Annotated in this window: 11 protein-coding genes; 6 read left to right on the top strand and 5 right to left on the bottom strand. The window is 50.5% G+C overall.

Going from position 1 to position 13,643, the window contains the following annotated elements; translation table 11 throughout:
• The first annotated feature begins 1 nt into the window (after position 1).
• Both B5M13_RS26255 and B5M13_RS26250 read left to right on the top strand, forming a co-directional pair.
• On the top strand, positions 2-319 hold the full coding sequence (locus B5M13_RS26255) for a hypothetical protein (RefSeq protein ID WP_080058493.1): 318 nt from the start codon (positions 2-4) through the stop codon (positions 317-319).
• A gap of 119 nt (positions 320-438) precedes the next feature.
• A complete protein-coding gene (locus tag B5M13_RS26250; RefSeq protein WP_080058492.1) occupies positions 439-2,097 on the top strand; it encodes a SulP family inorganic anion transporter in 1,659 nt (552 codons plus the stop codon).
• Here the strand turns inward: B5M13_RS26250 and B5M13_RS26245 are convergent.
• The 4 genes from B5M13_RS26245 to B5M13_RS26230 form a co-directional block, all read right to left on the bottom strand.
• Positions 2,047-4,470, bottom strand: coding sequence for a TonB-dependent receptor domain-containing protein (locus tag B5M13_RS26245; protein ID WP_080058491.1), 2,424 nt, complete (start codon positions 4,468-4,470; stop codon positions 2,047-2,049). The two genes, B5M13_RS26250 and B5M13_RS26245, sit on opposite strands and share 51 nt — an antisense overlap.
• Positions 4,448-5,797 carry an HTTM domain-containing protein gene (locus B5M13_RS26240; RefSeq protein WP_080058490.1) on the bottom strand — a complete coding sequence of 450 codons (1,350 nt, stop codon included), beginning with the start codon at positions 5,795-5,797 and terminating at the stop codon, positions 4,448-4,450. Before B5M13_RS26240 ends, B5M13_RS26245 begins: the two co-directional genes overlap by 23 nt.
• A gap of 66 nt (positions 5,798-5,863) precedes the next feature.
• Positions 5,864-7,018: an imelysin family protein gene (locus B5M13_RS26235; RefSeq protein ID WP_080058489.1), complete on the bottom strand. Its 1,155-nt coding sequence runs from the start codon at positions 7,016-7,018 to the stop codon at positions 5,864-5,866.
• 74 nt (positions 7,019-7,092) lie between these two features.
• A complete protein-coding gene (locus B5M13_RS26230; protein ID WP_080058488.1) occupies positions 7,093-8,268 on the bottom strand; it encodes a DUF4856 domain-containing protein in 1,176 nt (391 codons plus the stop codon).
• 459 nt (positions 8,269-8,727) lie between these two features.
• Between B5M13_RS26230 and B5M13_RS26225 the strand changes: the two genes are divergently transcribed.
• The 4 genes from B5M13_RS26225 to B5M13_RS26210 all read left to right on the top strand — a co-directional run bounded on the left by B5M13_RS26225 (position 8,728) and on the right by B5M13_RS26210 (position 13,206).
• Positions 8,728-9,156 (top strand): response regulator, encoded by a 429-nt coding sequence (locus B5M13_RS26225; RefSeq protein WP_080058487.1) that lies wholly within the window; start codon positions 8,728-8,730, stop codon positions 9,154-9,156.
• A gap of 86 nt (positions 9,157-9,242) precedes the next feature.
• Positions 9,243-10,313, top strand: a complete 1,071-nt coding sequence (locus tag B5M13_RS26220; protein ID WP_080058486.1) for an alpha/beta hydrolase — start codon at positions 9,243-9,245, stop codon at positions 10,311-10,313.
• Between the two features lie 47 nt (positions 10,314-10,360).
• Positions 10,361-11,833 (top strand): leucyl aminopeptidase family protein, encoded by a 1,473-nt coding sequence (locus tag B5M13_RS26215; protein WP_080058485.1) that lies wholly within the window; start codon positions 10,361-10,363, stop codon positions 11,831-11,833.
• A gap of 161 nt (positions 11,834-11,994) precedes the next feature.
• Positions 11,995-13,206 carry an ATP-grasp domain-containing protein gene (locus tag B5M13_RS26210; RefSeq protein ID WP_080058484.1) on the top strand — a complete coding sequence of 404 codons (1,212 nt, stop codon included), beginning with the start codon at positions 11,995-11,997 and terminating at the stop codon, positions 13,204-13,206.
• 73 nt (positions 13,207-13,279) lie between these two features.
• Here the strand turns inward: B5M13_RS26210 and B5M13_RS26205 are convergent, their stop codons facing one another.
• Positions 13,280-13,570 (bottom strand): hypothetical protein, encoded by a 291-nt coding sequence (locus B5M13_RS26205; protein ID WP_080058483.1) that lies wholly within the window; start codon positions 13,568-13,570, stop codon positions 13,280-13,282.
• Positions 13,571-13,643: the final 73 nt, after the last annotated feature.

Here is a 13,643-nt window from a genome sequence, read left to right as displayed (position 1 = left end):
TATGAACGGTTTTCAAACTATGGACAACAAAAACGTCAAAGGGAGAACTTCCGGTAAATACATCAACTGGATAACCGTCTGGGGATTCATCATAGCCTGCATCGCCTACAATATGTATGTCGATAATCGGCAGAAGCAATTGATTACCAACGAGTATCGTTCGCAGTATGAAATCGAAAGCCAGCGAGCCGACTCTCTTTATAAAGAAACCATCCGGCTGGAGCAACGCCTTCAGCAGATAGAATCCTCAACAGAACAAAAACTGTCGACCCGGCAGTCTGTCGGTTCTCCAACTGTATCGACTGCCCGCGAGTTGTAAGCGGTCGGTACGCCGAAGTCCTGCCTTAAACGGTTGCTCTGAAATGCCTCGTACGGAGCCAACTGTTTAGGGCAGGCACTATTTTTTCGCATACAACCAACTATACACATCGTATTTATATGCTCAACGTTAATCAATTAATAGAACCTAAAAGCCGACTGGGCGATATTCGGGGCGGGGCCATTTCGTTTCTGGTAGCCGTGCCGTTATGCCTGGGGATCGCGCTGGCCTCCGGCGCTCCTCTTTTTGCCGGAATCATTGCCGGCATCGTGGGCGGATTAATTGTGGGGATTTTCAGCCGGTCGGCGCTGAGTATTTCGGGGCCCGAAGCTGGCCTGATCGTTGTGACATTAAGTACCATAGAGGCATTAGGTTCATTTCCGGCGTTTCTGCTGGCGTTGTGCATTGCCGGACTGTTTCAGATCGGATTTGGATTTGCCAAGGCTGGTAACGTCAGTAACTTTTTTCCTTCGTCGGTTATCAAAGGCATGCTGGCCGGTATCGGTATCATGCTGATCATCAAGCAACTGCCACACCTGGTCGGGTATGATGCCGACGCGGCTGAAGGGCTGGTGCTCTTTCAGCCCAACGGATTTGACCTGAACGAGCAGCTTCGTATGGCCATGAGCCAGTTTAGCCTGACCGCTATTCTGATTACGGTTGTTTCGCTCACGGTATTTTACTTGTGGGAACGCCCAGCGTTTAAAAAGCAGGCGTTTGCTAAAAATGTGCCCGCAGCGTTGATTGTCGTCGTATTGGGGATTCTGACAAACGAACTCATGAAACTTATGGCTCCGCATTGGGCATTGTCGGGCAATCATCTGGTGCAGTTACCCGTCCCCGACAGTGTGGACGCCTTTTTTAAGCTCTTCACCTTTCCCGATTTTTCGCAGTGGAGTAACCCACTGGTGTATTCATCAGCCATCGCTATTGCATTGGTAGCCAGTCTGGAAGCGTTGCTGTCGGTTGAGGCCAGCGATGAACTTGACCCACTGAAACGGAAAACTCCCGCCAATCACGAACTGAAAGCACAGGGCATCGGGAATGTAATTAGTGGCCTGATTGGCGGTATTCCACTGACATCGGTTATTGTTCGGAGTTCGGTGAGTATCAACGCAGGTGCCCGAACCAAACTGGCGGCTTTACTACATGGATCGTTGCTGTTGATCTGTGTCGTTACGCTGCCATCGGTGCTCAACAAAATCCCCTGGGCTAGCCTGGCGTCAATTCTACTGGTAACGGGTTATAAGCTGGCGCGGGTCGATATTTTCAAAGCTACCTTCGCCGAGGGGCCTGCCAAGTTTATCCCCTTCTGCGTTACGGTATTGGCCGTTGTTCTGACCGACCTGCTGACAGGGATTGGCATTGGTATGGTGACGGGGATATTCTTTATTCTACGCGACCATTACCGGAATACACACCGGGTTCGGACGGAGTGGGATAGCGACATCAAACGGATTCACGTAAGTCTGGGCGATTATGTGTCGTTTCTGAGTAAAGCCAGGTTAATGAAATTGCTGAAAAGTGTACCTGACAACGCGATTATCGAGATAGACGGGAGCCTGTCATCCTATATTGACAGCGATGTGGTTACCGCTATTCAGAATTTCGGTATCGGGGCTAAACAACGGAATATCCGGCTCATTTTTCGGCCTAATCCGGCGGTTGATATACCCTCGATTTATAGCCCGTCGGAGCATCCTCCGCGCAAAAATTCGCTTCAGGAATCACAGTTTCACCTGCACGGTCAGATAAACACTGCGACCGTCGGAAGGTAGAATACCTGGGCCTGGATAACCGGTAGCCCGTCGGGTAAAGTAGACGGTATTGGCGAGGTTATTCAGGCTACCTTCCACCCGAAATTTGCTGAACTGATACGACAGACTGGCATCCATAATGGTATAGGCCGGAATCAGACCGATTACGGCTGATACGCCCCCTTCGCGGGCGTTGGTGGCATCCGAGAATTGGTCGGAGAGGTGGGTGTACTGGAGGGAGGCTTTCAGGTTTTTGTAACCTAGTCGAACCCCACTTTTGAGGTTCACATTGGGCACAAATTCAACCTGATTGCCTACCACTCCGGCCACTTCACTGGCTTTGTATTCCGAATGAATTAAGGCCACATTGGCAAACAGAACCCCACTCAGATCGGCATTGGCCGGGTTCGCCAGACGCAGAAAGTCTGCTTCGGCATAGGACTCTAATCCCATGATGACGGCCTGCCCGATGTTGCCCCGCCGACGTAGCACCCGCTGATTTTCGTCGTAGAACTGCACTTCGCCGATGCGGTTGTTGTAATTCAGGTAAAACGTGCTGATGTCGAAATTGTACAGCGTCGTTTGGGTACTACGGATACCCAGGTCGAGCGAATAGCCTTTCTCATCCTGCAAGTTCGGGTCGATCACCTGCGATGGGTTCGCAATCCGCATATCACTGAATGTGATGGAGCGGTAGTTCTGCGACAGGTTGCCATAAATGTCTAACTGACTCGTTGGCTTATAACTAATGCCGAGTCCTCCCAATATAAACTGTCGGCCATTGGTTCGGTACTCGCTGGTTCGGGCCGAGCTGATAATGTTGCCCGCCAGATCGCGAATCGTAGTACCGTAAAAGCCATCGGCCGTAGTATAGATGTATTCGTAGCGGAGGCCGGGCGTAATCGAGAGCTTTTCCCCCAGATAGATAATGTTTTCGGCAAATGCCGATACGTTTCGGTTCGGGAATCGGTAGTCGTACGTAATGGCCTGGGCATCGCTGATAAAGGTAAAGTCGGCATCTTTGCCCGTACTGCCAAGCCCTTGTACGCTATGATTGAACCCATGATAATAGCGGCTTCCGACTAGTAGAACGGCCTGTTGTTTCCCCAGATAATAGCGTTTTAAATACCGGGCTTCGGCACCCCAGTTCTGGAAATCGCCTTTGATCAGGTCGCGCTCGCTGTTGTCATCGACACTGGCGACCCGGTTGGGACGGAACCCCAGCGAGTACCGATACGCATTCAGACCAAACACCCGCAAATTGACCTCATTGTTGGTGTTGAACTTATGGTCGATATGCAGCGCGGGCATCGTCCAGTTGACTTTGAACCAGTTGCGTTCGCGGTTGCTCTGGCGGGCATCGTCGGCAAACATGGCATCGGTCAGGCCACCCGGTTGCTGGGCCAGGTAACTCATCTGCGTAAGGTCGAAGCCAAGCGTTGTGTTCTCCGAAATAGGATAATCGAGGTCAGCGTAGGCCGTGTAGTTGGTGAAGTGTGAATTGGGTCGCCAGCCGTCACCTTTTTTGTATTGGAAAAAGGTATAGTAACTCAACTTGCCTACGGTTCCGCTGGCACTGGTAAACGCATTGTAAAACCCAAATGAGCCTACAGTTTGGCGGGCAGTCAGTTCCAGTTTGCGGTTGGTTACGGGTTTTTTCATAACAAAGTTGAGCAACCCGCCAAACTGCGTCCCATACTGAAGCGAAGCTGCTCCGCGAACGATCTGAATGCGGCCAACGGCTTCAATGGGTGGGGTATAATAACTTTCGGGATAGCCCAGGGCATCGGCGCTGATGTCGTAGCCATTCTGGCGAACGTTGAAGTTAGAACTGCGGTTGGGGTCGAGACCGCGCCCGCCGATGCTGAGCTGTAAGCCAGCACCTTCGTTTTCCCAGATGTTCAGTCCGGCCACACGGGCGTAAATCTGACGGGCATTGTTCGTCGCCAGATTAGCTACCAGTTGTTCGGGCAAAATCACTTCCGATTTCTTTCCTTCGTAAATACCCATGCTTTCGACTCCGCGCATCCGCGTGAAGCCAAAATCCGACTGCTTATCGGTAACCGTCACCTCCGTCAGATTCTCCTGCCGACTGATAAGTACGATTGTTACGTGCTGATCCTGATTCTGAATGGCTACCGTTTGCCGGGAAGTTTTGAAGTCAGGACTGGTCGTTTGCAACAGGTGGTCGCCAGTCGGTAGATTGGTAAAAACAAACCGCCCCAGACTATCGGTGATCGCACTACGTTTGCCGTCGTTCAGGTAGATCGTACAGCCTTTTACCGCAGTGCTATCCTGCCGTGCGCGTACCGTACCCAGGAGACGGTATTGGGCAAAAACGGTGGAGGTAAGAACGAAGCTTGCTAAAAAACTAAAAACCGTAAATCGTATCATGAAATGGTGTAATCCATGGTTTAGGCTTGAATGAGTCCTGCTCATTGGCCAGATTAGTGTTGGGGGCGATGAGTGGTTGGCCAAGCCGACCGTTCAGAGCTACGTATGAATCTACATACACTTCCGGATGCTGGAAACCATGCTGGGCGTAATAGTCCCGCAGGATGTGCGCGTATTGCAGGAGCATATCGGGCTGAGTCGACATCATTTTTTCCTGCAAGGGGGTAAGGAAATGGCTGTTGTTGACGATGGTTTGGTGGCCTAGCCGATCTTTAATCGTGAACTGGGCATACCCCGCTTTCTCCATTAGCATTACCCGCCACGAAAATCGGTAACCCTGCTCCGTCCAGAACAATTCGCCTGGATACAGCAGGTAACGGAGTGGGAACAGCAGTTGGAAGATGAAAAAGATGGTGAGAGTACCCAATGTTGCCGTCTTTACAGCAGGCGAGTACGCAAAGGTTCGGCGGGGCCGAAGAAACTGGGAGGATGCCGAAAACCAGTTGCCGATCTGATAAATGATCCGTTGATGAAAGACGGGCGAGAAAAAAATCAATCCCGTCACAATCATGATATAAGGGAACATCCCGATAGGAAAGAGCAGGGCCGTAAGTCCGTGAAAAACAACGACAGCGACATAGGCAAACGGCCGGGTTGCATGGTTCCACAGCAGAAACGGGATACTCAGATCATAAATGCAGCCGAACACGCTAAAAATATAGGGTATCCAGGGGTAGTTGAACAGAAAGCCGATGAGGGGCAGGTCGTTGTGAGCTGGTAACCAGATTCGTAACGGTTGCGCATGCAAAATCCAGTCACTGTTCAGCTTTGCTAAACCGGCAAACACATATAATAAGGCAACAAAGAGTTTTACCGAATCGATACACCAGGCCGGAATCTGATCGGCCAGTAAAGTCCGGTACCGATAGGCATCGACCGAAAAGTAAGCGTGTGCAGGTAGGAATATGAGCAGCAGACAAACCATACTCACGAAGTAGTAATGATTCAGATACGTGCTCTTGTCGATCAGTTCGATGTAGGTGAAACTCAGAAACAGCGAGATTATCGCAACCCGATAAAATAACCCAATGGCCACCAGCAGTGCCGATAATCCACAGATTGCAAACAAAACGCAGGTATACTCGCCTAGTGGCCTTACAAATTCAAACCCGTAGAATGGAAAGAAGTAGTGCGGTTTTTCATACAGTTCCGCAATCCAGCCATTTGCCCAGAAACGAACGATGCTCCCGAAGAGCATCAACCCGAACAGGAGCCTGAATAGGGCCAGCGGAGCCGCTGGTGTTGTTTTATAAAAGTAAGCAGGCATGCCAATAGGGGGCGGTTATGGGACTCGGTCTACACGTACTACGAGTCCCATAACCGTACACATTAATTAATCTCCATCATTATCCGTGTAGGTGATCGTAATGCTCATGGCCGAAGTCATATCTACTTTGAGCATCCGAACGGCTTTCTGCATCTCCGTGTATACCTGCGTAACCGCCGTATTGTTGGTCTTTACTTCGTCGGACAGATTGGCTTTAAGGGCGCTGAGTTTTTGATTGACCAGATCGAATTGAGCATTCAGGATGTCGACCAGTGATTTGCCGGTTTGGCTATCTTTAGCCCCCAGACTATTCAGGTAGCTTTTCAAACCTGGGCCTTCCTGGCCGGTTTTTACGCTCTTGCCATTGAAGAAATCGACCGATGCCTGATGCGCAGTTTTAGCTAGAGTCAGAGCGAGGTCTTTCTTGTAATAAGCCTCTACTTTATCGGGCGATACGGTTCCGTTGGTCATGGCACCCGATGGAATGCCAATCTTGCCCGATCGGATGTAGCGTTCGTAGTTCAGTACATAGCCGTTGACCAGTTTTCCGGTGGAGCAACCGGCGTTCAGGGCTGTGCAGTTGATGAAGGTATCCCGATAGCCACCCGTTGTCCACTGCGTGTATACAGTCGAGAACACCGAGTTCATCTGCGTGGTCAGGCGTTTCAGGTAGGCGATTCGCTTGGCGGCATCGGTGGCTGTGGTGTATCGTACCACAATCGCATCGTCGGTACTGCCGAGGCCGTTGATGAGGTAATCTAAAGCCGGAAAACCCTGTTTAGGATAGGAAAGAGGCACATCGAAAGAGCCCGAACCAGCGGCAATGTAGTCTTCGATACCCGTTGTATTGGCAGGATAAATATTGAAAAAATTGCGAAGGGTATACTGCTCGGCTGGTCCCACATCGAAGAGCTCGACTTTCTGCCATTCGGTGTAGGCATCCACCCAGGCCTGCCGAAAATCGGCCAGAGATGCCTTGTCGGGTTTAGCGGCAAACGCGTCCGATTTGGTGGTCATGGCGTCCAGCTTCGTTTTGAAATTTGCGTAAGCCGGTACAATAATGTTGTCAGCGATATTGGTAAGCATGGCCTTCCGGTCGCTGTCGGCTTGATTGGTAGGGTTTGTGGGCGTCGGTGTATCGGTGCCGCCACCTGAGCAGGCCCAGAGCATACCGAACAGGAGACATGCAGAGCCGATCTGTTTCCACCTAACTTGTTTCATAGGTTTTAAAAAGTGACAGAGCGGTATTAAAAACACCGCTCTGTAGCGTCTGGAATTAGAGTGGGTGTTTGCAATTAGGGAATGTTAAACTTGGTTTTGATAGCGGTTGAAGCCGCATCAATTTTGGCATTCGTTAAACCCCAGAAGCCATTGGGGGCTGAGTAAACCAGATTCGTCAGAAGGCCGTCGGAGAAAGCAGCGTCGGCATTGTTCAGCTTCGCATAGCGAAGGCTATAGATGAAACCTAATCCTTCGCCCATCGCGTGCGCTGCTGCCGATGTGTTGGTACCAGCCGTTTTCCATTTGCCCAGATAGCCTAGAGCGGCAGCCGCAATCGCTTTTTCCATAGCCGACCGGATGAAAGTCGCCTGTGTTTTGAGGGTAGTCAGGTCGTTGTTGACAATAGCGGCCCGGCCAGTCAGGAGGGCTTTGTGAATTTTTGGGAAATCGTCCTTATTGTATTCCCACATGTAGGAGCCAATGAAGCTTTCGCCCGACGAGGTCGAAGTTGCTTTCGAGCCATAAACGGGGTTGGCTGTAATGATGCCGAAAATCTGATCCCAGTTCTGCTCCAGTTGCGTATAGTTTTTACCGGCTACCAGCGTCGTATTATCGGCTGCCAGATTTTTATCGCTAAGCAGAACATTGGCAATGTAATCGACCTGAAACGCACCAATGAGCGATTTCTGAATAATCTGCGCCCATTCGATGCCTTTTTCATCGACCAGATAGGTTCCCAGCTTGCCTGCCGTTCCTTCAGAGGCTGTTGCAGTAGCCGATTTGCTGGCCGTAGCCATAGCGGTGAAAGCGGCTTCGATGGTCTGGCGCTCTTTTTCAGCGTCTGCCGACGACAGCGAAGAAGCCGTTAAAGCCCGAAGCTGAACACCAGACGTGTTTAATGCGGCATTAGCCGTTCCCGAAAACGGGTTGCCAGTATTCGAAAACATATTTTTCAGCGTTGTCGCATCAAGTGTAGCACCCGTACTGGCGGCTGTACCGTTGTAGGTATTGATTGCCCGAAACATCGACAATAACGTGCTACCCGTTGTCAGATCGACCGTTTTGGCTCCCTTATCATCGACAAAGAAGTTGGCGTAGGTAGTGGTATCAGTCAGCTTAGCGTAATCAACTGTTTTTCGGAGCTGAGGACGGACGGTAATTGGATTTTCGTCATTGTCTTTACAGGAGGCCAGAATGGTCGTTAACGCGAGTACAGGAAGAAGTTGTGAAAGGCGAAAAAGCTTTAGCATGAATCAATCGGTTGTCTGATTTCGGAGCAAAGTTATTCACTATTTAGACTAAGTATAAATTTATTTAGATTTTTTTTAAATAAGGACTGCCTTTCGGTTAGACTTGACTAGTTAGTCAAGTAGACGTAGTGTACTGAAATGAAGTTCAAACAGGTACGTTTCTGGCCTGAGCAGGAAAGTTTAAACGGCTTCAATGTATTGAGTTAAATAACTGTTAAATAGTTAGGTAATTCGTAGTTTATTAATCGGTAGTTCGGTATATTTGATTCCGCTCATATCCAGTACACCAATAACCTGAATGCAACTCCTGAGATAGTCGTACGGCACGATTAGTAAGAAATCGGCACTCTATCCATGATTCGCTTCGTCTTTCAAGGCCTTCGTCGCACCGTAATCAGTCGGTGAATTGTTAAGTACTCACAACTAATCAGCGTCTTCTGTTTTAACGCGAATCAAGTCATGGCTTTTCACTTGTCAGCGAGTTATATTCCGGTTAATTCGCCCTCCGTTTGGGTGGTTGACGACGATGAGGACGACCGTCTGTTTATCCGCTCTGCTTTTGAGGATCTGAAAACGCCCGTTAGTGTACTCATGCTTACGGATGGGGATCAGGTACTACCTAGCTTAACAGTTGCGGAGACCATACCTCAGTTGATTTTGATGGATATAAACATGACGCGCCAGAACGGGTTTGAGACCTTGACCCAACTGCGGAGTACGCCGACCTACGCCGAATTGCCCGTTGTAATGCTGACCACATCGTCCGATAAATCCGATCGGCAGCGGAGTCTGGCTCTCGGCGCCAATCAATGCCTGACCAAGCCCGCCAGCTATAACGAACTGGTAACGATGGTCACTTCCCTCAGCGAACGCTGGGCATTAGCCTAATCGATCTCTTTCCCGAAAAGTAGGCCGTTGCCAGCTCTTTTCAAGCCGTTTTTGAACCAACTTTTCAGGTATCCGATTCTGTACGTATGTCGTTACGTTTAGAGTTGCATACGCCTGTTCACGATGATCGCCCGGTATTTGTGTCGGGTAGTTTTTGTGATTGGTACCCTGATGTTGACCGCTTTCAAATGCAGTGTGTGGGGCCGGGGCATTACCTGTATGAATTCCCGAACACGCTACCGCTTCCCCAGCAAGTCGACTACAAATACACCCGTGGCGGCTGGGAACATGTAGAACTGGATGCGTCGGGTGAGCCGGTTGCTAACCGGGTAGTTTCGGCAGATGCCGGGCTGAAACAGGATTTTGTGCCCCATTGGCGCTGGTATGGCATGCCTTTCAACCCAGTGTGGCTACCTAAGATAGAACTGCTTGGCAGTACTTTTGACGCTCCTAAAATCCATCAGATGCGTCGGGTGCATATACTGCTTCCACACGATTACGCGCAGAGCGACAAACGCTATCCGGTTCTTTATCTGCATGATGGGCAGAATCTATTTGGGGGAGGTGCGGGGTATGGAAGCTGGGAGATTGATCAGAAAATGGCCTTGCTCGCGGCCCGGCATCACCACGAAGTAATTCTGGTTTCGATCGACCATGCCGAAGAAGGCCGGATTCGCGAGTTTACTTTTCAGACGACCCGAGCCGGAAAGGGCAGGGGCCAGTATTACCTCGATTTTATTCGGCATGCTATCAAACCGATCGTCGACAGCCGATACCGCACCTTGCCTGATGCGGAACATACGGGCATTGGAGGAAGCTCACTGGGTGGGCTAATCAGTATTTATGCCGGACTGATGCATCCGAACGTGTTTGGCCGCCTAATGGTATTTTCGCCTTCGCTCTGGATTTCGCCCAAGATCTATTTCGATGCGATTCGCTTTAAAGCACCCGTGCCTATGAAAATTTATGTCTATGGAGGGGAGCAGGAGTCACGTTATATGATCCCTAATATTGAACGGTTTCGGGATGCGCTGGCACGTCAGCAGTATGGCGGCAACCCAATCGATATTCATCTATCGGTCGATCCAATGGGTATGCACCAGGAAGCCCACTGGAGCCGGGAATTTCCGAAAGCCGTGGAATGGCTGTTTTATTAATAATTTTGACGTCGAACGGTAGACAACGAACTGCCAAACTATTACCCATGAACATTACCCTACAAACGCAAACCCCGCCAACAGGCGATTTGATCATTCCGGTTGTACAAACCGATTTGACCAGTCAGTTAACCGATCTTTCTCAGAAGCTAACCCTCCCGTTGCCCACTCTCCAACGTGATTTTAAAGCGGATGCGAAAGAGGTCGTTACGGTCTATAAGGCTGATGGTTTTAAAACATATCTGCTTGGAGTAGGACCCAATCCGAAAGCGATGGATTGGTTACGCACTTTCCGGAAGTTTTTCTTCGACCAAAAGGGAAAACTGTCGGCACAGGTCACAATTGACCTAAGTCAGGTTGAGGGCGATGTGGTCGAAAGTGTGGTGCTAGGCGTTCGCTGGGGCGGATATGATTTGAAGTTATACCAGACCGATAAGCCTGATACCCCGGTTTTCTTCTCCGATGCAGGGCAACTTAGCCTGCTGGTTTCGCCCAGAACTGAAGCCGTTGCGCAGGAAGCGTTCATTCGTGCCGAAGCCATTGCCCAAACGCAACGGCAAATGCTGGACCTGATGAACGCACCAGCCAACTATAAACAACCACAAACACTGGCCGACTGGGCCATGAATTCGGGCAAACAGCATGGCTATAGTGTAACGGTGCTCGACAAAACCGAACTGGAGCGGCAAAAGCTGGGTGCCTTGTTGAGTGTGAGCCAGGGTAGTGATGTGCCGCCAGTGCTGATCATAACGGACTATAAACCAGCCGACGCCACTAATGTACTGACCGTTGGCCTGGTTGGGAAAGGGGTTACGTTCGATACGGGTGGGGTATCCATCAAGACCTCGTCGAACATGCACCTGATGAAAAGCGACATGGGTGGCGCTGCGGCTGTGCTGGGAACGGTAGAAATAGCCGCTAAGTTGAAACTGCCCATTCACGTAGTCGGGATTGTGCCCGCAACGGAAAACGCCATCGACGGACGCTCGACCAAACCGGGGGATGTAATTACTTCGTACCTTGGCAAAACCATCGAAATCATCGATACAGATGCGGAAGGACGCGTGATTCTGGCCGATGGGTTAGGCTATATGGTGCGTCATTACAGCCCGGATATTCTGATTGATCTGGCTACGCTGACAGGCAGTGTCATTGCGGCTTTAGGCTATCATGCCGCCGGGTTATTTACGGCCAATGATGCACTGGCCAATAAACTGACCGAAGCAGCTAACCAGACGGGCGAGCACCTGTGGCGGCTGCCCATCTGGGATGCGTATACAGAAGATATCAAATCGGATGTGGCTGATGTGAAAAATTTCAGTGGTAAGCCAGTGGCCGGGGCCATCAGTGCCGCAAAGTTCCTGGAAGTATTTACGGAAAACCATCCCGCCTGGGCGCACCTCGATATTGCCGGAATGGCCTTTACCGATACCGAATTTGGTTCGCAAAAGAATGCCACGGGCTTTGGAATCCGACTATTAACGTCCTACTTGCAGGCGCTGATTGCAGAAAGTCGCTAAGAAAAATTCGTGATTTAATCTTTTGGCCGTATCTTTTTCGGAGAAAATACGAACAGCTTTTACGGTGTTCGGTTTTCAGGTTACGGTAAGGTAACGCGAGAATGATGCGTCAGCTTATCATAAACCGTAAACTGAAACCGTGAGATAAACGATAGTCCTCTATGAGCCAGTTGTCATTTCTGTGCATTGCCACTTTTTTCAAAGGACACGAATTTATGCGGGCCTGTAAGGAGTTGGGCAACACCGTGTATCTGTTAACCGATCAGAAACTAGCTAATGAAGCCTGGCCGCGCGAAGCAATCGACGAATTTTTCTACCTGCCATCGCCCAGCAATGAACCGAATGATCTGGAGCAAATGATCGTTGGCCTGGCCCATGCCATGCGCTTGCGTCGGATCGACCGGGTTGTGGCGCTGGATGATTTTGATGTGGAAAAGGGAGCGCTCATCCGCGAAACATTTCGGATCGATGGGATGGGGCAAACCACCGCCCGTTATTTCCGTGATAAGCTGGCTATGCGAATGCGGGCTGCATCGGCAGGGATTCGGGTTCCGGCGTTCAGCCCCCTTTTTAATGACGAAGCCATTACTGCTTTTTTGCAAACAACCGAATCGCCCTGGCTCCTGAAACCCCGGTCCGAAGCATCGACAACGGGCATTCGAAAAGTCCATTCGCTGGAAGAGGCCTGGTCGGCTATACACCTGCTGGAAGATAAACGACATCATTACCTGATCGAAGAATTTAAACCAGGGAAAGTCTACCACGTCGATTCGCTGTCGGTGGATGGGAAAGCGGTTTTTACACGCGTGAGCCAGTACCTGGCAACCCCAATGGAAGTAGCCCATGGCGGGGGCGTTTTTCGAACAGCTACCTTACCCCTCGGAACCCCTGAAAACACGGCATTGAGTCAGATGAACGACCAGGTGCTGGCGGCTTTTGGCATGCGGTACAGTGCCTCGCACTCGGAATACATTCGGGGCGATCACGATGGCGAACTCTATTTTCTGGAAACGTCCTCACGCGTGGGGGGCGCCAATATTGCCGAGATGGTGGAAGCGGCATCGGGCGTGAATCTTTGGCGCGAATGGGCGAAACTGGAAATTGCTATGGCCCGCAAAGAGCACTATATTCCACCTGCTGATAGCGCCCGCTATGCCGGGCTAATCATCTCCCTAGCCCGCCAGCAATGGCCTGACCTGTCGGTATTTACTGAGCCGGAAATCTGGTGGCGCATGAAAAAAGAATACCACGTTGGCGTCATTGTTCGCTCCGATGATCGGTCGGAGATTTTAAGCTTGCTGGACAACTACATGCATCGGATTTATCAGGAATTCCACGCATCAGCCCCCCTGCCCGATAAGCCGACCAATTAATGGCAACCTAGTAGTAACGCGGGTGGAAACCCGCGCCATTGGGATACAATGGCGGGTTTTCACCGCGTTACTACTAATTCCTGAGGGTATCTTTCCGGCTCTTGTCCTTTTCAATAGGTATGCCTACCCCAAACGCCCTTGGGTCGCTAGGGGGCTGGGTTCTCCGTTTTTTACGTCCATTTTGAGGGGGAGGTGTATTCAGAGGCACCTGTGCTGTAAGGCCCGGACCCGATACAGGTGTATCGACACCCGGAATCGCCACCTGCCGATCTGCAGGCTGCTGAATAACTTTCGAGGAATCGGCCTGGGCAAAGCAAAGGGAGCCCGCCAGACATAACGTGGAACAAATCAGGACCGTACGCATAAGAAAAGTCAGTTGTTGAGTAAAGCATCGTCAGGCAGTTGACGGCTGCTATATCAACTCACTTTCATGCGTA

The organism is Spirosoma aerolatum (genome assembly GCF_002056795.1).
GTDB classification, from domain to species: Bacteria; Bacteroidota; Bacteroidia; order Cytophagales; family Spirosomataceae; genus Spirosoma; species Spirosoma aerolatum.
This window is presented reverse-complemented; position numbering and strand designations above follow the sequence as displayed.